Source organism: Saccharolobus solfataricus (assembly GCF_900079115.1).
Lineage (GTDB): Archaea > Thermoproteota > Thermoprotei_A > Sulfolobales > Sulfolobaceae > Saccharolobus > Saccharolobus solfataricus.
In genome coordinates this window covers 451681-475935 of the sequence record NZ_LT549890.1, presented here as the reverse complement: position 1 = coordinate 475935, position 24255 = coordinate 451681, and the positions used below count along the sequence as shown (strand labels likewise).

The following is a 24255-nucleotide window of genomic DNA, read 5'->3' as shown; positions in this document are numbered from 1 at the left end:
CGTTATATCTAGGTAATAAGTAGTACACGTAATGGCAAAAAGTATTGGGATTGGAAGCATTTTAATAATAATAAGTATAATTATAATTGGCTCAGTCGCAACAATATTTTATCTTGAAAACGTTGATGTTAATATTTCAGTAAACCCCATATATTGGAGAATATATTCAAACAATTACGAGGTAATTGCGTTCGCAATAACAGCTACAAATAACGCACCGTTAACCCAAACGCTCAACATTACATTATTATCACGCTATCTCGTTCCAGGATCAAATGGAGTATTAAAAATAATAGCAAACTCAACTACAATAACCTTAAAATCACACTCTTCCTCAACTGCAATTGTCTATTTGACCTTTTCTTCCTCCACTTTATTTCCAGAGATAGAGGAGTTCAAAGTATTAGTGCATGGACTTTACGGCTATTCAAAACAGTTCGGCGATGTGAACACGATTTATACTACGGGGTTAACGAGAAACATAGCATTATTGATGGGAATTAACCAAAACCAGTTACCCACTTTTAGCTTAGTAGGAAGCTTCACTCCATCTGCCAATTTCAACTACAGCTATAGTATAGTATATTACCAATACAATTACACTTCAAATACCTCGTTCCTATTTACAAAATTCACAATATCACCACTTGCCAATCAATATCTTCAGCCAGGAAAATACAACGTAACACTTAGTTACTTAGATCACGCTAACTCATTCTTAATTAACATTCCAAGAAATACCCCAGTATATTTCTACTTATTCGTACCAATGGCAAATTTCAATATGACAGTAATTTTACAAGGTCAAGGAGTAAAGTATCAAGGTTATTTCACAGTAAGTATTATATCATAATAACCTAAGGGTAGATAAGAAAAAACTTTTTAGGTATTTGACGAAGAATCTTATAAGAGCCGCCGTAGCTCAGCCTGGTTAGAGCGCCGGACTCATACGCGTAATATCCGGGAAATCCGGTTGTCCGGGGTTCAAATCCCCGCGGCGGCACCTTAACTAAATTTGCTAATAATTTCAATAGTTTTCTCGATGATGAACTACTAAAAGTAAGAGCTAAATTAATAATATCTGAATAACATCAATAAGTTTAAGTCTTTATCTTTCTCCGAAACGGTACTTGTAAGTCTCAATTTTACTCCTTAAGTTATCAACGAGTGCTTTAGTCTCAAAGCTCACACTCTTTTCTTGCATAGCCTCCTCAGCCCTTGACAAGTACTCCTTAGCCCTCAAATAAAAATCCTTGTTGTCATAAGCTACAGCATTCTGCAAATACATCATGCCAAGCATGGCTAACAGCTTAATATACTCTTCACCTTTAGCAAACTTAAGTCTAGCCTCAAAACTCTTAATATATTTCTCGTCAATAGGTTGTCCGCTATCCGGTAAGATGGTAATGGATACCCTCTTCATAAAGGGGGTAATAAGACCACGACTTTCTAAGTACCTGTTAAAGTAAATAGCCGAAACCCCAAATCCTAATATAAAAATAATAGTACTAAGAGCATTGGCCAGTGTCATATCATGTAGTATATAGTAAGGAACAGAAAACGATAGAACCACAGCCACTGCACTAGGTAAAACTATAAATAGTAATGCTAGACCGAGCCATTTAAAAAAGGATAATCTCTTTTCTTCCATAACCTATCCCCCGGTTAGTATTATTCATAATACTTAAAAAATTTCTAACAACATAGACCAGCTTTCTGACATAGATATTCTCCACCTAGCCCGCAAGCAATTTTTACTCCTCATTCTATCGGATTTGGATCTCTCCCTTCTTCATTTTTTTGTTGCAAAGGGTAAGGTTGGTATAGTTTGTCTGATATTAGTACTTCCTTATTCTCTATCCTCTTAGTCTTGGTTCCACAACCAGACACTCCTTCCTTAATCAAAACCCTATGCTTATCCCCTTCCCTTCCTAAATACTTCACTTTAAAACTTCTAAGTTCGCTTTCAGACCCGTAGTTTATCCTATAGGTTATCTCGTGGTCACCGAAAGGATCGCCCTCTATTAACTGACTCCATTGAATTATCTTTGACGGTTGTCCTTCATACTCTATTAATGTCACTCCTTGTCTAAAAATTCGCTTATCATCTTTCTTCTCTTCATAATGCAACAATTTAATACTCTTAGGCTTTAAACTCTGAGGCATAGAAGAATTGAGAACTTTAAAAAAAAGTTAACTATAATGGAATACCTTAACACTATTCATCACTTATTTTGCTTCTAACCTAACTAGGTTATAGTTTGAAAGAGTGTGCAATTATCTTTTAAAACTAACTAGATGCAACAGAAGTCCTTAAATCAGCATAGAGATGCTAACAGCCTTAACAGATACCGAAGATATGAATAAGAGGATCAAAGAGGATAAAGCTATGTTCAAATACCGTAGTTTCATCAAAAAATTAATTAGTGTTGAGTATAAAGACAAAATCTCCACGTAAGAAGATAATGCATAGAACTTTTTGTACATTTAAAGAAAATTTGTAAATATTTAGTTAAAGATCGTTAGCCTTAATAATTAGTCTAACGTTTCTTTCGAAGCATATCATTATTCTTGAGAAGAAATCTTCCCTACCTAAAATTAGGCTGGGATATATACCCTCACCTAAGTTTACGAAGTCTAAAGATGTCACGGGTATCTGTAATGTCTCATTAAGTTCCACGAAATGAAATTTTATGTTATACCTTTCTTTTGTAGTGAGCAGATTAGAAATTATAACTTTATCGACTAAACGATTTTTTAACGAGGATTCATCAAAACACTTTAAGAACGTATCATTTCTAATGATAGAAAACCTGCTTCCAGTATCTGGAAGGGCGTAAACTAAATACTCACTACCTAGTTTTGGACACTCCATTTCCACTTTAAGTAAAGGTAAATACGTATCATTAACCTTGACAAAAGGTACTTCTATCTCGCGAGACATTATTGACTCTCTACATATTTGATGGAGACTAAAATATCGTAAGTCCCTTTCTTATAACCCTTCTTCTCCATGATCCTATCAATCTCCTCTTCAGAATCAGCCTCAGCAACAATTCTTCTATTATAATCTATTGCGTAATATTTCCTCATAACCTTGATGGGAGTAGTCATATTCTCAGTTTAAATATGAACTTGCAGAGCTATAACTTTGTCTGCTATGCTCTATTAACGAATTTTTGAACTAGAAATGTTAGTGTGCTTGGTTGTTTAGTATTTAAAAGCTTAGAATGTCTCTTCACTCAGAAAAATAAGTTAGGAGACAATAATAACAATATCAGCTGCAAAAGTTAATGCATATTGGTTATTTGGTCTAAAAAGTTCGAATATGACAAAAATCTATTTTTAACAACATTTCCAAAAATCGAAAGGGAATAATATTCACGTTATAGATAAAATATTATGACAAGAAGTTCAAGATTTATACACTAGAATAGAGGAGAATGATAAAGTAACTGAGGTGTTTAAGGGTTTAACGTCTCATACGATGTAGATTCTTTCATCTAATACTTAATCTAAATTATATTATTAGAATGAAAATTAACCCTTTAACACAAAGGTGTTAAATCAAGCCTATTAATTTAACGTTTTTGACATCCGGTTGTCCGGGGTTCAAATCCCCGCGGCGGCATTAATTCTTCATTAAAGACCACCTACATAGCTAGGGAGGTTAATACGAGTCAGCATGGGAATCTCGTTTATCTCAAGATAATGAAAACCTATTATAAATTGAATTTTATTCATATAATCTAGATAAAATATTATATATTTCGACCTATTGTATCTAATAAATAATATTTTTCCTGAATATACTGACGATAAGAATTTATTTAACGTGAATAATAAGGGAAGCATAGAGTCAGCTGGACTTGGTGGAAAACACTTCCCTTAAGAATCCCCTACCCTTTGATCTCTTGAACTAGGCAACACATCAATCCCTTACAAGAGAGATTGACAAAACTTCCGCAACTTAACCCTTCTCCAAGAACTAACAAAAAACCAAACATTCAAGGGAAAATAAGAAAGAAGAACGGGAATTAACTCCTTACTCACCTCACTAGAATAAACGTTGCTATAATACCTTCAAGTAGGTTACTCACAGCAATTCCCCTTCCCCTCACGGTTTCGATAATATATATAATCCGGTTTCTATCTTAATAGAATTACTAATTTACTTATAGTTATCAGTGGAAAATTTGATAGTGTGGTCATTAAGCTATTTATATTTGTATAACGAGCATTACTTATGGGTAGGAAGCTTGTAATTAGGCATAGCTTGTCCCTCTTGTCATAGTCATCACGTTGTTAAGTGTGGTAAGCCTCTGGATAAGCAGAGGTATTTGTGTAGGGATTGTGGTAAGTACTTCCTTGCAAACGCAATTTATCACGATCACTCCAGGGAGTTGAGGCTTTAAGAAGTATGCTAATATGAGTATGAGGGCTATTTCTAGGGTACTTAATGTGCCTCTGGGTACTGTTTTCACCTGGATTAAGCGTTATGGTGGGCAGAAGCACGAGAGGCTCGTGGGATCAGGCTAAAGAGCTGGTCAAGGGTAAAGTTGTTACTAAGATTGTTGATGAGATGTGGACATACTTGTATAGAAACACTAGGACTTTTTACAAGTGGGTTTCCACTTGTTACGCTTACACGAAGATGGGGGCTTACATAATTTAGTCTTAGGTGAGGGATGAGAATACTTTTCGTGAGATTAAGGTTCACTTGCCAGATGATGGTGGGTTAGTGACGATTACAACGTTTATTTCTGGTTAAAAATCACACGGTAGTCTCACCCGTTAACCCCAATGAGTCCTTGCACTCCTCATTAAGGGATAGGCTTGTTAGGTTTAAGAGGGCAACGAAGGCTGTAAATAGGAGCATAAACATGATGAAGTACTCCATAGCGCCAGTCTTATGGGAGAGAAGGCTAATCCCTGAATTTGTAGCTTAATGACGACACTATCGAAAATTTTATAGAAGCACAAAATTCTGATATTTAATATAAAAAGGTAACTAAAGAATGGAGGACCGAATCCATTATCGGTTATAGCGCTTAAATTCACGGAAAGTAAGCTGATGTACATTATGAAAAACTATTGAACAAACGACAAGAGGAGAAATTGAGAGCCTATTCCTCTAATGTCGAAATCGTAGAAATAACGCAGTAACTACCGCAGTGGAAATTTATAGTTTGAAAGACTAAAGGTTTAAGACGTTTTGAGAACCTATCACTCTAAATTATTATCTATAATCAAGGTTATCAACGCATTTCTAAAGGCTTCTTTTAGCTCAGTTTTTCTTGTTAAGCGAAAGTTTGTATATATTCCCCATGTGTCTTTAGGGTTTACACTCTTTTCCTTAATAATTTCATTTAATATTTCGTAATGTTTCCTTCCCTTACTTATCTCAAAGATTATATGGTCGGGGGGAGTGTTCTCATGCAGTCATCTTATTCGATAAGTATTAGTAAAAATATTAAGGTGATGAAGAAATCTCTTCAAGGATTTTTGTAGTCGTTACAACGAGTGGACCTGAAGACTTGAGGACGTGTGGAATTGAAAAGACTTATGTGCGAGGACCTCGAGGTTCTTTAGGTAGGCATCATGAACCTCGTGGCCCTCGCACAACTTATACTATTCGTCCTAAGAAATTTAAACCTTAAGCCCCGAAAGCACAAGCCAGAGGAAATCGCATTAGCCATTGCAGCTTACGTGATGGGAGTACAGATCACGAAGCTCAATATACCGCCCTCCACGTTGTATTACTACACCAGGAAGCTCGGGGTAAAGAGGAGGAAGGACGTGAGACCGAGATGTCCTTCCTGCAACTCGGATCGCGTGATCAAGAACGGTTCGTCCAGAGGGAAGAGCAAGTACAAGTGCAAGGTCTGCGGGAGGACCTTTTACGGAACTGCGAGTCACAGGATGAGCAGGGAGCAGAGGGAGAGGATCTTGAGGGAGTACACCAACAGGATGAGCTTGAGGGGAATATCCAAGGTTGAGGGAAGGCCATTGACCACGGTCTACAGCTCGGTGAAGAGGGCAGCCTTGAAGGCTTACGTTGACTTGTCGATCTTGCAAGCCCAATTGAAGGCCTTCAGGTCGAAGTTCGCGGTCCTAGACGAGAGCTGGACTTACGTCCGCGTGAGACGCGGTCCCAGACGACAGAACCTCTGGATCTGGAACGCTTTGATCGACGGAGTCCCCTTCTTTGTCACCGGTGACAGGGACTACAACACCTTCCGTCTTCTTTGGCTGTCACTCCCCAAGTGCGAGGTCCACTACACCGACGACTACCCAATCTATCAAGTCTTGTATCACCACGTTGTGGGCAAGAAGTACACCCACACCGTGGAGAGCTACAACTCATTCTGTAGGTCTCACTTAGCTCGGCTAGCTAGGGACACGAAGGCCGTAAACAGGAGCAGGGCGATGATTGACTACAGCCTGGCCTTGTTGAACGTCATGTACCCGCAAGTTTTCACAGACGAGAAAACTCCCTTGAACTTAGCCTATTTGAGCGGAGTACAGTATATTAGAGATCATCTAATATAATTTTACTAATACTTATCGAATAAGATGACTGCATGAGAACACTCCCGAATAACTTACATACTCTTTTCCCTTGTATAATATAACACAAACCGTCTCCTCAAACAGGGTATTATACATGTTCGCTATCCCGCTTTCTAAGCCGACGTAAGCTGAGTTTTCATCATTTATTTCTCTTATTAGTGCGCAGGCTCTATTTTTAGCTCCTATATAAGTCTCGTCTTGAAAAGGAGTTAGAGGTTACTCCAGAATCAACTTTATATGGAATCGCCTTTGCCTTAATGTTATATTCTGACAAAACCTCTTGGACTGCTTCATATTTCAACTTACTTAAAGAACCTAAGTACAAAGCTAACATCGGGCACAAACTTTCTAATCATGAATTTAAGCTTTATCAACAAGTAAACGGTTTTTCCAACTTGAAAGTATTTAAAGTGAGAGTTAGAGAGTATAAATTAGTGGAATAAATGGCTAGAGTTGAAGAAGGAGAAATAATCTTAGAGACTGATGAAGAAGTTAATAATTTTATTAAGGCTATAAAGAAGGAGAAAGTTGATGAAGAATTAATCAGAAAAGCATTATTGTTGGGCAAGAAAAGTCCTATACTTGACCTCTAACACGTTTTTATATAACGAGTAAAAGTAATTTGCGCCTCCGTTCTTATCCTCATAAATTAGCTAAAAACCCAGTCTTTCGTAAAATCCCTTAGAAGTCTTTGTATAAACTAAAATTCCGATACAACTATTCCTGATACAGTAGCCTAACGAATAGGGAATTATGAAACTCCTAACGAAAACACTCCCTACCCCTTACCCTAATATTTTTTATCTATACCTAACTGTCCCAAAGGTATCACTGGTAACTTCTTGAAACCTACGTCAAATTAGTGAGGTAAACCCTTTCTTCTGAACTCCTCCTTTCTCGCCTCCCTAATTTTACTAATAAAACCTTCGGTAAATGCATAAGAATAACTGGAAAATGAAACGAAGCCCGCTAAATCATTATTGCAGATTAGTAGAAAAGTGTGGTTTATTCCAGACAGATAGTGTCCCACCGCAAATCTCCTTATAAACTCATTTTGCTCCTTTTCCCCACAATCAAAACTATTGAGCTTACTTATGAAAGATGAGTGAATATTGTATATTAAACAATTTCCTAAAGGAGTGGAAATAGTATCATAAGACTGAATATTTGTACCTAATCCTTATCGGAATAAGATAAATTTCTTTTATAAAAATCTATTTTTTATTAGCCTTAAACATGTCTCTGAAAAATATCGAAAGCTCTATTATTTTTAGAGATTGCTTGCTGTTACACATTTTATTTACTATTTCCTTTGCTGTAGCATAACCTTGTATACAAATAAAGACGGCAAGAGTGAAGATAACCCTGCTATTACAAAAATTCCATAAAACAAATCCAATTTTACCATAAATGCAAGCAAGATTGACGCTAACGCCGAGAAGATCGTATCCATCAAGTGGTAAAATGAAGAAATTTTTGTACTGAAATTTAACAATTTATTTACTGTCTCTTCAACAACTGGAGCCCTTAAGGATGAAGACATGTTAGCTAAAAGTATCAAGGATAAGAATAGTAATATTGATTCCCGATAAAATATAGAAAGCGATAAGAAAAGAATTAATTCTACTATAGACAACGTTATGAAAATTCTCACACTTATTTTATGGCCTAGATAAAAGAAAATAATTAGAGGAACTTGAATTATCATGAGGTATAAACTTATTTCTTGCGGAGTATATGTATAAAATAATGTAAGGAGAATTAAGGGTATATAACTTGTAATTAGAACCCTTCTTAAACTCGCAAAGAAGCCAAAGACTAAAACTGACTTTCCAACGTTCTTTAACCAAGAGTAGAGTTCCGACAAGCTCTCTTTCTTCTCTTCATATCTAAGCATTAATGTTAATATTAAGTTTAGAGACAATAAGGGAATAAATAATAAAAGAAGGGTGGTATTTATTCCTATTATTTTACTTAAGTAAAATATTCCTAATCCTGCTAAGCTAAGGGCGTAAGTTAAGGTCATCATTATTGAATAATCCTTTCTCGTAAATTCTTTCTGAATTATTATAACTGAAGAATTTATAGAGTTGACAATACCCATAAAAATCGCAGAGAGGGTGAAAGTAAAAGCACTTCTTTGGATAATTAAAATTATTGGTATAAGAAGTTCTAATGCTGCCGAGACCAAGATATTTCTCCTTATCGAGAAGGCTATCAAAATAATATATGCAATAAACTGAGATATTGATATGGTACTTAATATTAATCCTATTTGAAAGCCACTTAAGCCCGATATTTTCATTAAAGCTATGAACGCAAAACTCATGAAACCTACGAAAAATGAGATAATTGACCTATATGTTAAAACATATTTCTTCATTACATTCAACCGTTATATTTTCTTAAAATATGTGCTAAATTATCCACAAATTCTTTAGGATATTCTCCGGTATATTGTAAGAATGGTTTGAAAAATCTCTCTACGAATTCCTCCAGGCTCAGTTCCCTTGATAATTTATCTACCTCAGCGGGAGGCAAATTATAGTAGTAGATTGTAGGATCTTTAACTTTTACCTCTTCAAAAGCTCTTCTTCTAGATCTACACGCCATACATATGCCGCAGTGCATTTTTCCAGATACAATGCAACTATGAGTTTTTGTAAAATCTACACCTAATTCATTACCCAATTTAATAACTTCACTTTTTACCATTGTGTGAAAAGGTGCTATAACCTTAAAACCCATAAGAGATTCAATATCCTTCAAAAGACTTATTCTATTATTCCACTCATCCTTAAGCCAGCCCACAAACATGGTATTTAGATTCGGATAAGCTGAAAAAGATGCTAGGATTTCTACCACGAACTGGTACTTAATTATGTATTGTATAGAATCTATTGGAGGGAGATCGAAAGACTTAATATAAGAGGAAAAATCAATAATCTTTAGAGGGATATCGAGCTTTTTAGACAATTCTTTAACTAACTCTAATTCTTTTATCTGGGGAGGATAGCCGTAATGTATGAAAGTTCCATGCAACACATATTTATCTTTTTTAAGATAATACGCTAATACTGTGGAATCTATTCCTCCAGTAAGTTGAATAATGGCTTCCTCAACCATGATTATTTCCCGTAAGGGTCTTTTGCCGGCATATAATATGCTATATGTGACATTGAATCTATTCTTTTATTACTCTTTATCTGATTGAAATTAGCATCTTTGTATTTAAATATCATAACCTCATCAAATGGTAATTTTCTGCCACTATATATTTTATATTCTCTAATGGCGGTTTCGTAATACATTCTACCCATGGGGTCTACTTGTATCTGATTATAAACTCCATACATTATATTGTCATTTTTCTGTGTCAGATATACTGCATAACCCGGCGAAGTATTCAACCGGAATTTTTCATCAATAAGCCCAACTAATTTAACTTTACCAACTCGTATCCCGTTAATAGTCTTAACTATACCTTTCTGATATCCTTGGAATACTATCTCACCCTCGTCGTTTAGGGTTAAATATGTAACATTTGCTTCTAATGGAAAACCTTCTAATGTTCCCGCGACAGAACTTATGTTAACAGCACCATGATACGCTTTTGAATAAGTAGAGTAATCCCAGCAAATTATGGAGCCACCACTAGCAGCTTGCACTTCATATTTAGTTGTTGATTCCCACTCAAAATAGAGAGACGAGATATTAGTCTTTGTATCGTATGAACCAATGCCAAGTCCTCTATAAGTTTCATCGATTAAATTAACTTCAATAATAAAAATGGTATCTATCTTGGAACTATCATAAAAGTTATAATACGATTTTAGAAAATCTTTGAACTGTTTATCTTCTAACTCACTATTTTCAATTTTTATCTCAATATTAGAAAAAATGGACTTTATTTTGGGTATTAAGTTTTTCCCTGTTATGTATTCAACTTTAGAACTAATTTCCACCTTTATCTGTGTAGAATATTTCATAATATGTTTAAAAAGATACTGTATTTAGAATATAGAGAAATATATAGAACATACATATTATATTAAGTTTTTTCCGATCTTACTCTATATATAATATATTTTTACCGAAGTTACAACAGTCTGGAGATAGTGTCGTCATTAACCTACAAATTCTGGAATTAACATTCTCTACGACAAGACTAGGACTATGTAGTACATCATGGTACTAATGCTCCTATTTACTGCCTTAGTAGTCCTCTTAAAATGTACGAGCCTATCTCTCAATGAAGAGTGCAGCGATTCGTTAGGATTAACGGGTGAGACAACCATGTGATCTTTCAACCAGACAAGTTATAAAAGCTTCTCCCCTTGTTCCTTCACCCATCTTCTACTGTCTTCTCGTCTCTCACGTAAGTCCTTTTTCCTTTCTTATACTTGAAGCCCAACTTCTTGGGGACTGGAGTTAAACTCCTCGGGTTGTATTTTATTCCATATTACTTCTCAAGTATATAGGCTATGAGCTTCAAGGTCCAGAAGTCGTAGTTCAAGCCGAAATCTCTTGGGCTCTTTTCTAAGATTTGAACGAGCTTTTTCTCTTCCTTCAGTTTCGTGGGTCCCTTCCTCGGCTTAGCGCTCAAGTCACCTTTCCTCAACTGTTTGCACACGGTAAAGAAGGAGACATCATACTTCTTGATCACGTCCTTTATTCTCATACCGTTCTTCACGTCTTTTATACGCTAATTCTCCTCTCTTCCTCTTGTTTCTTATTGAGAGTTATACCGTGCATTCTAGATTTCGGCATACAATTTAGTATTACTCATGAAACATAAATCTTGCCCTTTAAGGTCTGACAAAGTATAATGAGTTTATATTCATCCGATATTTTGTTTGGTTATTTTTTAAAAAGTTTTCAAAGTCTCCTTAAACTGCAAGGATTTTCCTATAAATGCTATTTTGTTTTGATTATTACCGACTTACATTGTATTAAAAAATTTTCATGAGTATCGAGAGTTTTAAAAAAAAAGCTGTTCAAAACATCTATATCATACGGGTGAAAACATTGGAAACAGAAGTAAGTAAAGAATATATTATAAAAAAGTTTGAAACCGAAATAGCAATGCAACGAAGAAAATATATGATGTACTATACAATACATCCACCTTCATACTACATGGTTTCTTGGTAATCTTGTAATATATTCTAAGATAGTGAGGGTGAAATAGTTGATAAATCGTAAACCTTTTTTTATTGAATTAGAATTAACTTATAAATGTAGTCAGCAATGCATTTATTGTCATAATCCACCTAAAGATCTAAAATTTTATATAGCTGATAAAGTTCCAAAACCTAGATCTGTAATAGAAATGAATGAGCTAAACTTAAGTGAGTGGATATCAGTAATTAATCAAATTAAAAGGTTAGATGAAAAATACGAGGGAATCATGGATGTTGTGATAACTGGAGGAGAACCGTTGTTAAGAAGCGATTTAGAGGAAATCTTGTCATATGTTACAAGACAAAAACTAAGGCACATGTTATTAAGTAGCGGAGAACCTATTTCCGATGATAGAATTACAAAATTGCTAGAAAGTGGTCTAGAAAAGATTAGAATTAACCTTACTTCACATAAATACGTCTTTAATATACAATCCCCAATAATGCATATCAAGAACGAAGTAGCTAAGAAGATTAATATCGCAAAGAAATTTAAAGATTTTGGAGTAAAGGAAGTTGGAGGCAATATAGTCTTGACTAGTTATTATTTGGACTTCTTAGAAGAAATTGCGGAACTTGCATATAAATCAAACTTAGATTGGATTGAAATTCATAGTGTTATAAAGGTAGGTCATGGTTATATAAACCAAAAGTTCATAGTACCAGATCCTAACGATGAAAGAACAATTCAAGAAAAATTAAAGAGACTCATAGAAATTTATGGGGAGAATTTTATACAAAATTATGTGGATACTGACATTTTATATTCTAGGATACCAATCCCTACAAATTGGGGGGAAGTAGGTTTAGTTATAGCTCCGAACGGTGACATTTATCCTAGTTCCGAGGCGACATCTATCCCATTATCAAAGCTAGGTAATATAAAAAACGACTCATTAGTTGAAATTTGGTTTAACAATCTCTTGCTTAATAAAATAAGAAGTCTATCTTTCCTTAGAGAGCCTTGTAAGAGTTGTGAAGTTAAGAAGCTTTGTAGAGGTGGTTTTAGGTTTAATGCATATATAACTAAGAATGACCTATTTGCTCCAGACCCTTCATGTCAAATAGTTAAAGATTATATTGGAAAAAGTTAAAGAAGAGGTCTATTAGTTATGGGTCTGAAGCAAACACTAAAAGAGATCTATTACATTGTAGCAGATAAGAGACTGCTCTATTTTTCATTATCTTTGGGGATTTCTACCTTTGCTTACTCACTGTTGACATACTATTTTCCTATAATTATGACTAACCTCGACATTACTACCTTCACAATTGGTATAATTTACAGTATAATCAGTTTCCTTTACGTAGTTTTTAATATTCCATTAGGTGCTATAGTTGATAAAATAGGTAGTAAGAATGCAGTCACTCTATCAGCACTAATGGCAGTACCTTTGTTCCTCTTGATGGGAACGCTTAATCCCTTACTTTTTATAATTTCTCTTGTAATTTTTGAATCTGTGATAAGAATAGTTAATTCCTTAGGAGCGCATAGATTTATGCTAAATTATACGAATGCAGGGAAGGCCTTTGGGGTTTTCTCCCTCATAACCAGCATCTTAGCAGCTATAGGGATTATGTTAGGGGGCTACTTGTTACAACACTCGGTCTCTACGCTACTTTTCACAATAATAGCGGTTCTTTTCGGAATCAGCGGTATTATAAGGTTTCTTGAATTACCGAAAGACGAGAACAAGGTTGAAGTGAAAAGATCTCTAAGATTAGGCTTTAAATACCTTAAAGAAGACAAGAAATTGTTACTCTATTTGTTAGTTTCAATTCTTTCTTCCGGTTTAAGCCTAGAGACATATTACGTAACAATCTATTTCGTAAAAGACTTACTACTACCCTTAACATTTGTAGGTGTGTTATATTCATCATACGCATTAATAATGGCTTTCTTACCGTTACTGTTCTCGGTTATTTTAAGTAAACGTAGTAATTTTAAGAACTTATCAATCTTAATCTTCTCCAACTCCGTCATATTTTTCCTAGTTCCACTCTTTACTAATGTTTATATTTTATTCTTATTATTTTACGCTTGGACGGTAATTGTAGCTATGGAAAGTATAGTGGATTATAATGTCGCACAGAGCGTTACTAAGCCTGAAATCCGGGGGACTCAAGTTGCACTAATTAGTACTTTTGTGAGAATATTTTCAGTATTTTATAATGCAATCGTAGGTTTGCTGTTCCAAATAACGCCGTTATACTCATTTTATTTCACCGGTTTCCTAGGGATATTAGCAATATTTACTATAAAATTTGCAGAGTTTATCGGAGTTTTAAAATAATTTCTTCCAATTTACTTAGATAAATTCCGCCTTATATTATCCTAGGGGCAATTCACGCTTCTTTTGCGAATTCACTTTATTTCGAATATTGCTACGAAATTAACTAAACGAAGGTGACTAGCTAGCAGAGACGCACGATTACCAGTATTAACATTTTTATAAACACATTATTTACAAATCACAATTCGCAAAGGAAACCAGAATCGCCCTATCCTAGGGCGATTCAAGATTTCTTTACAAATTCATGTTATTTAGGAGAGGATGCTGCACATTGAAGGAAATTGAAGAGTCTGTAAGAATTGATGAAGGGGCGGCTTTAGTATATTTGTCCAAGTTAGCTAAGTAGCATATAATAACTAGGAAATGGACCAGAGACTACTGGGGTAGAAAAGTTAGATTATATTGTATAAGCAGCGGGTTCCTAAAAGAATTAGGATTAGCGTAAACTGAAGAGTTTATCGTAGAGGGTTTTTAAAGAAATTAGATAAAATATGAATAAGAAAGATCTTCTTGTATCATTCATTATTTTGAGCGTTTTCACGACTATAGCTGCGATATTAATGCACACACTTGTTTTAAAAATTTGCTTAGTGATAGGAATATTTAATTCAATTCAAATACATATAGTAATTTATGTTTATCAGTGCATTATGTATGTATGTTGTGTTATCTCACTTCTTACTTGTATTTATTGTACCTTATCAGCTAATATTGAGAATTCTATAAACTAAAAGAAGGAAGGAATTTCTGTAAAGTAAACTATATTTTTAATAATTTTTCTAGTATAAGGAGAAGGGATATAAAGTTTTTCTCAGTAAACTGAGGAGTTAACTGAATTTTTTCACTGCAAAAAATGACGACTAGCGCTAGTATTTTGGAAAAGTTCTTAGACTATGATCTAGTGATATATCCTTTGCCTAAAGCTATAAACTTTCTGAAAGCACTAGCTTATCCTACTTTCTTTTACAATTTTTCAAAATTCAATGAAACTAATTATCATATCTTTTTTAATACCTAATGACAAACATATAATTATGAGAATTGAAGACAAGGACGAGAATGGAGAGGGCTATTTAGTTATTGAGAGTAAAGAAGATTTGGAGGAGTTCTGGAAACTGGTTATGAAAAAGGCTCAAGAAAAGGCTAAGGCCCGTAAACCCTCTTATGAGGCCCAACCTCCCAAATAAACACGATGCAGTTTTTTGGATCAACACTGTAGAGTATCCTTATATCTCCCGTAACTTCTATTGAGAGCGTAAGGTTTCCGTACCTATCCTTTCCCAACTTTTCCCTGGCAACCTTGAACGGATTAGATATTAACAAGTCCAACTTTTCCTTAACTAATCTCAAAATCATAATAATTGGAAAACTCGTCTATAATGTAGTCAGCTAGCTCTTCTATGTTCTTAACTTTTCTCATCACGAACTTTAACCCCCACTTCTCACAAACCACAATAAGATAAGAAGAAAAATACATTTAAAAATCTATCTCTTTTCGTTTAATATCTCGTTAGAAATAATAGTTATATTATATTTTAATAATGATTGATCTAGAGCAGTGATGTTCCACCAAATTATTTCATTTGAAAGATATAATATTAGTCCTTTCAAAAAGAGATTGATATAGAGAAAAACAATAAAATTATTATGAAACATAACATGTTAAAATAATTTGCAAAAAATATAGCGTACAATTCTAATAATAAGAGGAGAATTCTGAATTTTTCTCACGTGGTGAAAACGACGTGCATAGTCTCCTCTGAACACCGAGAAAGTTAGAGAAGCTTGACGAATGAATCGAAGGACAAAACCTTCTTACACGTGGACTTGAAGTTAAAGAGAAGGTAGTTCACTAGATTCCACGCAGAATCCAGAACCGTATAATAGAGGAACAAGAAGATCTTATTACTCAACTTCCTAACATACCTTATCCTTGCCTTCCTAACCTTAAAACTCTCCTCAATCACTTCAACCTATAGAGCTCTGCCAGTTCATAAGGATCTCCCTCGAAGTTCGTCACGAAGATGAAGTGCCTCGGCTTCCCCTTAACGTAAACCACATCGTAATAATAAAGCCCTTCAAATTTCAAGACCCTATACGCAACGTAAACCTTGTCCTTAACCTCGTATCTCTTCTCAACTAATGGAACGTTAGATAGTTCCTTGGATCTCTTCAAGTTTGACTTTCCTCTCACAATGGTCTTCACGGGCATTTCCTTGATGGCGTCTAGGTTCAAGAATCCGGCGTCAGCTACAACGTAATCTATTTCCATGTATTGGCTTACTTCCCTCACGCTCCTAAGTAGGAACTGTGATGGACTGTCGCTTCTCAAATCTGCTATCTCCACTAGGAGGGGTAACCTTAAGGGATATACGAAGTCCAAGGATCTCATCTTTATTCCTTTTCTCTTCCAGTAGCATTTATAGGAAAATCCTTGCACTCTTACGTTACGTTAAAAATATATACTAGATCTCTCATAGTAAAATGAAAAATTTTTATCTACACGCAATATAGCTAAGAAGTTAAATGAAAGATGTATTGTTAACCCACTAACAAATATTTTATGGTAAGGGAATATCCTTAAACTACTATTCCAGTTATATGGTATGAGTCCTTTTATCTTCTCTTGTTCCTTTTCTCCCACGGTTAATCCGGTCTCATCTACACTACGTTGATCTCTCCCTTTACTTCTCTGTAGATTGGGTAGAACTTGAAGGTTCTCTGACCTTTACTAATTACTTTCTCGCCTTGTCTTACTACCTTCAAGTAGTATTTTCCTCTGTTTCCGGTTAGCAAGGATGGTGCTGCTTTCACTATTTCCAAGTCTAGATCTTGGGAGATAAGGTTAATATTGATTGTTGCTAAATTTATGGCAAGGGACTTCAGCTCCGTTTTGGGTAATATCATGGTTTGCATAACGGAGTTATGGAGTCCCTCGCTTTAACCTTTTCTTGTTCATCTCGTCCTTCCACCTACTCTCTCCCATTAATAATACTAGGCAAATGGTATTACTTTTTATATATAAACTCGTTTTCTGTTAGATTCTTCAACAAATATGAAAATTTTTGCTTCTTGTGTTGAAATAAGCCGATTTTTCTAATTCTGCTCTGATATTTTTCTCTTCCATAAAAATTGTATCATTTTGAGTAAAATTGGTGAAACACCACTGACCTTGCTTATTATTTTGAAATTCGTAGTATTTACCTTGGAAGTACACTACTAATTTATCTTTTGATACATCTATTCCGGCTACTGGGGCCTCCATGTATACTCACCCTTATTCGGGCTCAAGCCCAACTTCCAGTCCGAATTGGAGGAGGCCAAGCTCCCTCTCGAGCTCTAAGCCCAAGGGAGTCAACGGCCTCAACCCCAGTCAGATCTGTAATACGCAGATCTGACTAATATGCTTTATATAAGGAGTCAGTGAAACACAGAGTAGCATTTATAGGAAAATCGTTACACTTTTACGTTACGTTAAAAATATATAATGAATCTTTCCTAGTTAGATGAGAAATGCTTATTGATAAGCTATAATATTAAGAAGTACAATGAAAGATATTTATAAATACATGGATAAATATTTTGACTTTTTATGATAAGGGAATTTCCTAAAACTACTAACAGAGAAGAAATAGATGGATAAATGTGCTTTGTGGGTAAATTCAATTTTTATCAAAGTCACCGTGAAACTTACTTTTAAATTAACGCTTGAGTTTGAATTTAAGAAAACTTAACGAGCTTAAGATCTAAGAAAATTGAACTACTCTACAAATGTGTTAAATAAATAGCTTTAATTTAACGTTTTAAACATTCGATTATCTGAAGTACAAATGTCAGCGATAATATGAGATAAATTCAAACCATATGTCCAAAAAACTTTAAATTTCACTCTTTACTTATTTTATGAGGACTTGCCGCGGTGGTTTAGCCCGGTCAAGCGCAGGCACCGAAAGAATGCGGGCCTTTCGAGCCCGTGACCCGGGTTCAAATCCCGGCCGCGGCACTTTGGGATTATGGGGGACACCCCCACACCCCCAATATAAGATTCTATGATCTTATCTAAAGGACCTACGTAATTATGCCTTCTCTTATTTCCATTATCCTTCTCTATTAAGTAAACATAATACTTCCCCTTAATCTCTTTTATATAGAAATTAGAATTAACGTAAAAGGAAGGCATTCTAAGAATGTAATTTACGTGGGGTTTAAATACTTATTCTAATAGAATATCAGACATGGGGTTGAAAGTAGACGGCAAAAATTCCTCAATTGTGCAAAAAACTGAATTAAATCTCAGCTATAGCTGAATAAAATCGAATTTAGCGGGGGAATTGTAGGTGACGTGAGAGTGTCCGGAATGTAATTATCTGAACGAATAGATAAACAGAATGATAAATATTAATATTGCCAGAAGGGTAGGACCTGGATCACCGAGAAAAACTTTATAATGGAAAAATATCAAGACGAGATGATTTACCTATCGCGCATAGCGTTGCTTGATCGCGAGGAGGCGCGTCTCAGAGCTGAACGGCTCTACGTCCTGGAGGAGTCCTCCGTTGGATCGCGAGGAACATCTTGATGTTGTAGATCACTCCCAGGACGTGAAGGAAGACGTCGTTCCTCCAGGTCGTGGTCCCGTAGGGCCTCCAGAACGCGTTCAGGTAGGTGCCGAAGAACTCCACGTGGACCCTCAGGGTAGTGAAGGGCTTCTCCCGCGCTATGAGCTGTGTCGGGGAGGGAGAGAATCCCCTGTCCGCGATCTTAATCCCCTTGAGCGGTGACTTGAACCTCTTGTCCGAGAAGTTGGCTGGCTTCACCGTGATGGACCTCACGAAGAGGGAGACGGAGATCACGGCCACTGCCTTGAGCCCGTAGTGCGAGACCCCTCTCTTCTTGGTCCACCTTCCCTCGAACCTCCTCTTGGTTCTCCCCAGGGAGAGCAGCTTCCTGGCCCTCTCCAAGTTACCTTCCCTCCTCTCCAGCTCCGCCTTCTCCCGAAAGGTCTCCACACTCCTCTTCCCAGGAGGTAAGTCCAGTAGGAAGGAGTCCACTAGCCACGCCATGAAGTCCACGAGATGCGCGCTCGCAGGGAGGTAACTGGGTAGGCACTTCTCCTCAAGCTTGAAGGAAATCTCCAACAACTTCTTCCTCACCCCGTACAACCTGCCCACGAAGTCGTGCAGCGTGCTCTTCCCCACCTTCCTCCCCACGAACCAGGCCACGACCACGTTCACGTTGACCATTTTCACCGCGTCCCTATAGGAGCAAGAGTAGAGCACCATGACGACTAACAACTTCAGGTAAACCAGCGCGCCCTCGCCAAGAACCCTCTCCAAATCCATGGTGTCCAGCACGGGCTTGATCTCCGTTAACCATTTTTCCCTCCACGGCATATCCTCTATTGGGGGAAGAGGGTAGTACATCAAGTTTGGGACGTTTCTTAACGTCCGAGTCATGGTACTACCCTCTCCTCCTATAACTTAAGTGTTACTCCAATTTAATCCAAGATAATGCTAAAAACCAATTTATTCTTGTCAATAAAAATTCAATTTTTTACATTCCGGACACTCTCACGTTACTTTAGAGGAATTAATACGTTACCATTCTCTCACTCCAGAACAAAAGAGACTAATTAGAGCAATAGTCAAGACATTAATCTATAGGCCGGACTTATTAGATGAAAGTGGGTATCTCTATAAGCTCTTGACTGCAAAAGCAGTTTCGCCATTTGTTTGTCCTATCTGCTTAACGCCTTTTAGCAGTAGTTCAGCGCTAAAACAACATATCAGATATGAAGAGCATGGAAAGGAGTGCCAAATTTGCAAAAAGAGATTCACAACTACTGATGCAACGTTAGATCATATTTGCAAAAAACATAATATCTGCGTGAAATAGGTGAAAGACGATGAGAATCCTTAAAATAGTATGGGTTCTCTTCATCCTACTAAACGTTTATGATGTTGTAATATCCGCTATATATGCGATACCGGGAACTATAACAGATGGTGCAGTATGGGAAACGAACCTCATTATATCGCTTTATGCTTATTATGAAGGCTCTATCTCGTTTGTTTTAGCAGTATTAATGTTAATATCACTCAAACTTCTGCTTTTCACTGGAGTTTACTGGTATACAAAGCTCTTCGACCTATTGAAGGTAAGTAAGTACAAATGGCTTTCATTGCTACCGTTTATCGCAGTATCATTCCTCGTAGACTTAGGTAGTACATCCGTTCTCATCTCTCAACACATACCGCCTTTCTAATTTCCCTAACTAAGCCCTTTTTAAACTTATATCACTTTCCCCCAAAACAATGAAAAGACACCTACTATTAGTGGCCCCACTATTCCTATTATTAATTTCTCTAAACGCATTAGCAGTAACTGCAAATCAGTTGGGTGCGTCAACAATACTCACTACTTACAATAGTGACAATTGGGCTGGTGTTGCTTACGCTGACGAATGGCGTTCAGGGGTTACTAACTATTGGGCAGTAGTACAGTGGGCTAGCGAGAGTATATATGTTGGAAATCTATCATTCGCCTATGCCGGTTACACAAATCCTAATGCAGTTTCTATATGGGTTGGTCTAAGCCCCGCCAAAATAGGAGTTGGCACTGACGCTTCAACTTCAGAAGTAACAAATACCTTCGCCCAAGCCGGATATGTTATACATGTTTATTCAAACGGAGTAGTGACAGCGGAGTATTTTGTTATGGTTCTCAATAACGGCCAAATACTTCCTAATTTTGTTGAAGCCCCAGTACCCGCTGGCGTGCCAGCATATCTAGACGTATTCTTAGACAATTTGTTTAATTATACGGAATTAGCTCAGTTCTACGTATTTTACAAAAACGGAAGCTATTGGTCTACATCTGTGTACATATCTACACCATTTAATACGACAGGGTCAGCTATGAGTATAGTTGAAGCACCTCAACCAACTGAAAATGGGAACAACCACTTTGAGTTGCCACTTATGCAAGGTGGGATGATACATTTTACGTTCGGCTATGTTGGCCCAAATAAGAATGACTATAGTGGCCCCGGTAATGCACCGTCAGGTACTACAATGTATGCTGTTCTCTTCAATCTTAATGAAGCATCATATTACAACACAGCTGAAGCTGTAATTGCCAATGGGTGGGCTAATAGTCTTGGTGGATGGGATTACCTATACCAATTCATCTATCCTGATTTAGGAATAACTACGACAGGTCTATAAGGAAAAGATTTTTTTATTTTTCTTCTTCTTTTCTTGTTATATGGCGTTAGTATTAAACAACTCACCCCCAATTGTGTTAAACACTTCTTTTAGTAATCCTGGGGGGCCTTGTATTTGCTCATCACCGCCCCCACCATGGTATGTGCAGATACTCCCAGAACTAATTATATTTGCTGGATTTGCAAGTTTAATTCTCACTATTTACTTTTCACCGGGATTAAGGAGTGCACTGAGGAGTGTAGTTAGGTGGTTAAGAGGGTCTATTTAAGCTAATTTTTCTTCAGTGCCCCGCTTTATGCTCTCTCTTACGATAAAGTTTAAATAAGGTGATTTTCTTTTTTCTTAAATATGAAAAGATCTATTGTTCTGCTTTCTATGGTTTCGATCGTATTAATAGTATTAGGAGGTTATCTATTTGCTATAGATAAGCCTACTGTAGTATACCCCGAGATAAAAGGTCAGATAATAACTGAGACTGGCGTGCCGAATGCTTATTGGTGGGGCTACCCAGCCATTATAGTTACACCTCAAGAACTAGCTCAGCTAAAACAACTAGCCCCACATATAGTCCCACCACCATGGTATGCTACACTATGGCCAATACCACTAGTCGGTGGTATTGTTGGATTGATTTATTCAGTAGTAAGATTGTTAAAGAAGTAAGCCCTTTTTAAAGTCACAATTGCAAATGCTAAGACTGGTCAAGTCTACTTCGGTCAAACTATAAGTCTGCAAAATCCGATACCCGATAAGCAAGTTTTCTTCGAAGTTGAAGATCCTCTCAATCGTTTTGTTCCATTTCAATTTCCAATAATACCTTCAAGTAACTACGTATTTGTTAATGCATTAGTATCAAATAGCACTATAGGTACAATAGCGGGGCTACCTCTCTCTAACGGTGTCGGTTTCAATATGCAACCTCCATCTGCGTATGCATATTCTGCCGCGACACTTGATTATGGTGATCAAGGAGTCATGTACTACTGGTGAATAACTTTTTAAAGTTAATCCTTCTTTTTTTCTTCGATGAAGAAATCAGTTTTGACTACATTAGTAATAGCCCTTGTTCTTCTCGGTACATCGCTCTACCTATACTCAGTAAACCACCCCGAAAAAACAGTAATAACTATACCATCACCGTATACGTATACGGTGTCAATAAACACTACAACGCTGACAGCACCAATAGGAGTACCATTCGAAGGTCCTATTATAGCAACCACTTTTATACACACCAATTATACTCCGCCACCTTATTATGCCAGCCTATGGCTTGAAACATTAGCAGTCGGTATAGTACTACTTTTAATATCAATCCTTCTTCTAAGACGTAAATTCTAATAAACTGGCCATTAATAAACCCATTCTCTTTTTTATTATTTAATGAAGTGGTTTCTTCTATTGTTGTTAGTGTTTGGAGTATTAGGGATTATACCAATAACAAATGGAGTCATTACGGGACCACACCCGCAATTTGATTCTGGTGGAGGCTTTGCTGGTCCTTTCTTCACTTACTCTAAGACGATGACGATACAAAGTGGGCAAAGTCAAACGAAGAATAATGGCTCAACGCTTTCTTCTGCACAATGGCTTAATCCAAGTTACGTTAGCATTTACAATACTTATTATTTGCAAATCTTACCAAACCAAGAATACATAAGTAATAATGTGTCTTTTTCCCTAAGCGCAAGTCAAATTGCAATAAATGTTACTTTCTTGTTAGCATCATCAAGCAATAGTGGTGCTTTTGGTTCTTTAGCAATAGGATATGGCACTTACATTCCTTCAACATTCACAAACGCTTTCGCTCCTTCCGTTCCTTCTTCTGGGATAACGGTATATTTGATGAAAGGCGGTATGAATACATATCATCTATTCGTTTATTTTGACGGTGTGAAACAGTTAAACGTCTCTGTAGGATCTATTTCAATCGGGGAACAAATAGGATTAGGGTTTTATTATCTTCCGGCATCGAACCAATTATATGTTTATTATTATAATGGAAGTGTTAAAACTTTTTCATTAACTCCTTCCCAAGTAGTTGGTACAAATGTGTTGGGAGTGTTCTCAAACAGTCATGAAATTCGAAAAACGTTTGTAAAAATATTGGAGTAGTATGGAAAAATGCCCATTTAACGTTTAAGATATAGAAATTTTAACAAAGACATTATTTTAGAAAAACTTATGTGAAAGGGTTTACGAGATTCATTCTAGTACTACCACAAAAAGATTTCGTAACCTATATATAGGTTAATTAGCTGGGGAGAGTAATATTCTCCTCAGCTGGGGAAAAATGGTCGATCTCGTAACTGAAGCAAAGTCTTCGGGCGAGGGCGTGACGAGCCCCTACAGTCAGACTGAACATTGTGAAAATATTCACGAATATAGGTGTGACACAAGGGTAGGGGTAATTGGAATAGACGTATCAAAAGAACACTTGGTAACAAGTAAGGGGAGGGTGAGGAAATTCACAAACAACGAGAAGGGCTACGAAGAAATACTAACCATGAAGCCAAACATCATCGTGATAGAACCCACAAGAGTATACTCAACAAGACCTTGCCAATACTTCAAAGAAAGAGGAGTGAAAGTCCTACTAGTCAGTACTACCTTGTTATGGAAAGAAAAGGATGTAAGGGGAAAAAGATTTTTACGACGCAGAAAAACTTGAAAACATGGTAAATAATGCTAGAGAATACGTTAACAACCCCTTGAAAGAGTTAGTATCACTCTACCTCTTCATGAAGGATGCCCAAACAAAACAAGAGAACAGGTTAAGGAGAGCTCTCTTCCTCGTGAGCGACGAGGAGAAGTTGAGCGAGGAGAGATTGGAGAAGTTCTCTAAGGGAGACTTCTCTGACGTAAAACTGTATCAACTGGAATACACTGGTACAGTACTACGTCAGTATGGGAATCTCATTTTTCTGATATAAATGATAATATATGTAAGATTGAACCGCACCAGTTTTATTCAAATAT

22 protein-coding genes, 2 tRNA genes and 11 pseudogenes are annotated in these 24255 nt (G+C 36.4%); 16 read left to right on the top strand and 19 right to left on the bottom strand.

Annotation, left to right across the window (positions count from 1 at the left end; translation table 11 throughout):
• Nucleotides 1–31: 31 nt before the first annotated feature.
• On the top strand, nt 32–853 hold the full coding sequence (locus SSOP1_RS02740; RefSeq protein ID WP_009991038.1) for a hypothetical protein: 822 nt from the start codon (nt 32–34) through the stop codon (nt 851–853).
• A 58-nt stretch (nt 854–911) separates the two neighbouring features.
• A tRNA-Met gene (locus tag SSOP1_RS02735) sits at nt 912–1003 on the top strand.
• Between the two features lie 105 nt (nt 1004–1108).
• Here the strand turns inward: SSOP1_RS02735 and SSOP1_RS02730 are convergent.
• From SSOP1_RS02730 to SSOP1_RS17490, 5 genes and pseudogenes are all read right to left on the bottom strand, one after another.
• Complete coding sequence (locus tag SSOP1_RS02730) at nt 1109–1651, bottom strand: hypothetical protein (protein ID WP_009991037.1); 543 nt, start codon at nt 1649–1651, stop codon at nt 1109–1111.
• 110 nt (nt 1652–1761) lie between these two features.
• A complete protein-coding gene (locus tag SSOP1_RS02725; protein WP_009991035.1) occupies nt 1762–2166 on the bottom strand; it encodes a hypothetical protein in 405 nt (134 codons plus the stop codon).
• Nucleotides 2167–2512: 346 nt separating this feature from the next.
• A complete protein-coding gene (locus SSOP1_RS02720) occupies nt 2513–2944 on the bottom strand; it encodes a hypothetical protein (protein WP_009991033.1) in 432 nt (143 codons plus the stop codon).
• On the bottom strand, nt 2944–3093 hold the full coding sequence (locus SSOP1_RS17275) for a hypothetical protein (RefSeq protein WP_162268488.1): 150 nt from the start codon (nt 3091–3093) through the stop codon (nt 2944–2946). The genes SSOP1_RS02720 and SSOP1_RS17275 overlap by 1 nt, the downstream gene beginning before the upstream one ends.
• Nucleotides 3094–3942: 849 nt before the next feature.
• Nucleotides 3943–4056, bottom strand: a pseudogene (locus SSOP1_RS17490) (ISH3 family transposase); the annotation flags it as partial.
• 190 nt (nt 4057–4246) lie between these two features.
• Here SSOP1_RS17490 and SSOP1_RS16120 point away from each other — a divergent pair.
• Together SSOP1_RS16120 and SSOP1_RS16115 are read left to right on the top strand one after the other, a co-directional pair.
• Nucleotides 4247–4949: pseudogene (locus SSOP1_RS16120) on the top strand (IS1/IS1595 family N-terminal zinc-binding domain-containing protein).
• A 652-nt stretch (nt 4950–5601) separates the two neighbouring features.
• Complete coding sequence (locus SSOP1_RS16115; protein ID WP_010923028.1) at nt 5602–6552, top strand: IS1-like element ISC1174 family transposase; 951 nt, start codon at nt 5602–5604, stop codon at nt 6550–6552.
• Between the two features lie 12 nt (nt 6553–6564).
• Here SSOP1_RS16115 and SSOP1_RS18015 read toward each other — a convergent pair whose 3' ends face one another.
• Both SSOP1_RS18015 and SSOP1_RS16805 read right to left on the bottom strand, forming a co-directional pair.
• Entirely contained in the window at nt 6565–6729 is a 165-nt protein-coding gene (locus tag SSOP1_RS18015; protein WP_409333413.1) for a hypothetical protein, read from the bottom strand.
• Nucleotides 6730–6748: 19 nt separating this feature from the next.
• Entirely contained in the window at nt 6749–6907 is a 159-nt protein-coding gene (locus tag SSOP1_RS16805; protein ID WP_157861868.1) for an inosine/xanthosine triphosphatase, read from the bottom strand.
• Between the two features lie 109 nt (nt 6908–7016).
• Between SSOP1_RS16805 and SSOP1_RS17365 the strand changes: the two genes are divergently transcribed.
• The gene (locus SSOP1_RS17365; protein ID WP_009992831.1) at nt 7017–7166 is read left to right on the top strand and encodes a hypothetical protein; all 150 of its coding nucleotides are present in this window, start codon (nt 7017–7019) and stop codon (nt 7164–7166) included.
• Nucleotides 7167–7432: 266 nt separating this feature from the next.
• Here the strand turns inward: SSOP1_RS17365 and SSOP1_RS17485 are convergent, their stop codons facing one another.
• The 6 genes and pseudogenes from SSOP1_RS17485 to SSOP1_RS16100 form a co-directional block, all read right to left on the bottom strand.
• Entirely contained in the window at nt 7433–7603 is a 171-nt protein-coding gene (locus tag SSOP1_RS17485; protein WP_231918196.1) for a hypothetical protein, read from the bottom strand.
• 273 nt (nt 7604–7876) lie between these two features.
• Nucleotides 7877–8956, bottom strand: coding sequence for a hypothetical protein (locus tag SSOP1_RS02705; protein ID WP_014511578.1), 1080 nt, complete (start codon nt 8954–8956; stop codon nt 7877–7879).
• A gap of 5 nt (nt 8957–8961) precedes the next feature.
• The gene (locus SSOP1_RS02700) at nt 8962–9699 is read right to left on the bottom strand and encodes a 7-cyano-7-deazaguanine synthase (RefSeq protein WP_009992829.1); all 738 of its coding nucleotides are present in this window, start codon (nt 9697–9699) and stop codon (nt 8962–8964) included.
• A gap of 2 nt (nt 9700–9701) precedes the next feature.
• Nucleotides 9702–10538: a hypothetical protein gene (locus SSOP1_RS02695; RefSeq protein WP_231918194.1), complete on the bottom strand. Its 837-nt coding sequence runs from the start codon at nt 10536–10538 to the stop codon at nt 9702–9704.
• Between the two features lie 192 nt (nt 10539–10730).
• Nucleotides 10731–10886 (bottom strand): annotated as a pseudogene (locus SSOP1_RS16800) (IS1 family transposase); the annotation flags it as partial.
• 12 nt (nt 10887–10898) lie between these two features.
• Nucleotides 10899–11343: pseudogene (locus SSOP1_RS16100) on the bottom strand (winged helix-turn-helix domain-containing protein); the annotation flags it as partial.
• Between the two features lie 421 nt (nt 11344–11764).
• Here SSOP1_RS16100 and SSOP1_RS02680 point away from each other — a divergent pair.
• Together SSOP1_RS02680 and SSOP1_RS02675 are read left to right on the top strand one after the other, a co-directional pair.
• Complete coding sequence (locus tag SSOP1_RS02680) at nt 11765–12850, top strand: radical SAM/SPASM domain-containing protein (protein WP_009992824.1); 1086 nt, start codon at nt 11765–11767, stop codon at nt 12848–12850.
• Nucleotides 12851–12868: 18 nt separating this feature from the next.
• Entirely contained in the window at nt 12869–14050 is a 1182-nt protein-coding gene (locus SSOP1_RS02675; RefSeq protein WP_009992822.1) for an MFS transporter, read from the top strand.
• Between the two features lie 1143 nt (nt 14051–15193).
• Here SSOP1_RS02675 and SSOP1_RS02665 read toward each other — a convergent pair.
• From SSOP1_RS02665 to SSOP1_RS16790, 4 pseudogenes are all read right to left on the bottom strand, one after another.
• Nucleotides 15194–15503: pseudogene (locus tag SSOP1_RS02665) on the bottom strand (type II toxin-antitoxin system RelE family toxin).
• Between the two features lie 322 nt (nt 15504–15825).
• Nucleotides 15826–16463 (bottom strand): annotated as a pseudogene (locus SSOP1_RS02655) (transposase); the annotation flags it as partial.
• A 183-nt stretch (nt 16464–16646) separates the two neighbouring features.
• Nucleotides 16647–16966: pseudogene (locus SSOP1_RS02645) on the bottom strand (ISH3 family transposase); the annotation flags it as partial.
• Between the two features lie 253 nt (nt 16967–17219).
• A pseudogene (locus SSOP1_RS16790) lies at nt 17220–17315 on the bottom strand (IS110 family transposase); the annotation flags it as partial.
• Between the two features lie 648 nt (nt 17316–17963).
• On the opposite strand from SSOP1_RS16790, the gene SSOP1_RS02635 reads away from it, so the two are divergent.
• Nucleotides 17964–18053, top strand: a tRNA-Glu gene (locus SSOP1_RS02635).
• A 33-nt stretch (nt 18054–18086) separates the two neighbouring features.
• Here SSOP1_RS02635 and SSOP1_RS16085 read toward each other — a convergent pair.
• Together SSOP1_RS16085 and SSOP1_RS02630 are read right to left on the bottom strand one after the other, a co-directional pair.
• Nucleotides 18087–18230, bottom strand: a pseudogene (locus SSOP1_RS16085) (putative integrase); the annotation flags it as partial.
• 337 nt (nt 18231–18567) lie between these two features.
• Entirely contained in the window at nt 18568–19527 is a 960-nt protein-coding gene (locus SSOP1_RS02630) for an IS5-like element ISC1234 family transposase (RefSeq protein ID WP_048054176.1), read from the bottom strand.
• A 94-nt stretch (nt 19528–19621) separates the two neighbouring features.
• Between SSOP1_RS02630 and SSOP1_RS16080 the strand changes: the two are divergent.
• The 8 genes and pseudogenes from SSOP1_RS16080 to SSOP1_RS16075 form a co-directional block, all read left to right on the top strand.
• Nucleotides 19622–19945 (top strand): annotated as a pseudogene (locus SSOP1_RS16080) (C2H2-type zinc finger protein); the annotation flags it as partial.
• Nucleotides 19946–19955: 10 nt separating this feature from the next.
• On the top strand, nt 19956–20315 hold the full coding sequence (locus tag SSOP1_RS02625) for a hypothetical protein (protein ID WP_009988374.1): 360 nt from the start codon (nt 19956–19958) through the stop codon (nt 20313–20315).
• 49 nt (nt 20316–20364) lie between these two features.
• Nucleotides 20365–21276, top strand: coding sequence for a hypothetical protein (locus SSOP1_RS02620; RefSeq protein WP_010923023.1), 912 nt, complete (start codon nt 20365–20367; stop codon nt 21274–21276).
• 40 nt (nt 21277–21316) lie between these two features.
• Nucleotides 21317–21544 carry a hypothetical protein gene (locus tag SSOP1_RS02615; protein ID WP_014511549.1) on the top strand — a complete coding sequence of 76 codons (228 nt, stop codon included), beginning with the start codon at nt 21317–21319 and terminating at the stop codon, nt 21542–21544.
• A gap of 80 nt (nt 21545–21624) precedes the next feature.
• Nucleotides 21625–21939, top strand: coding sequence for a hypothetical protein (locus SSOP1_RS02610; RefSeq protein ID WP_009988379.1), 315 nt, complete (start codon nt 21625–21627; stop codon nt 21937–21939).
• Between the two features lie 363 nt (nt 21940–22302).
• The gene (locus SSOP1_RS02605; RefSeq protein ID WP_010923022.1) at nt 22303–22617 is read left to right on the top strand and encodes a hypothetical protein; all 315 of its coding nucleotides are present in this window, start codon (nt 22303–22305) and stop codon (nt 22615–22617) included.
• 60 nt (nt 22618–22677) lie between these two features.
• On the top strand, nt 22678–23391 hold the full coding sequence (locus tag SSOP1_RS02600) for a hypothetical protein (RefSeq protein WP_197653733.1): 714 nt from the start codon (nt 22678–22680) through the stop codon (nt 23389–23391).
• Between the two features lie 178 nt (nt 23392–23569).
• Nucleotides 23570–24182, top strand: a pseudogene (locus SSOP1_RS16075) (transposase); the annotation flags it as partial.
• Nucleotides 24183–24255: the final 73 nt, after the last annotated feature.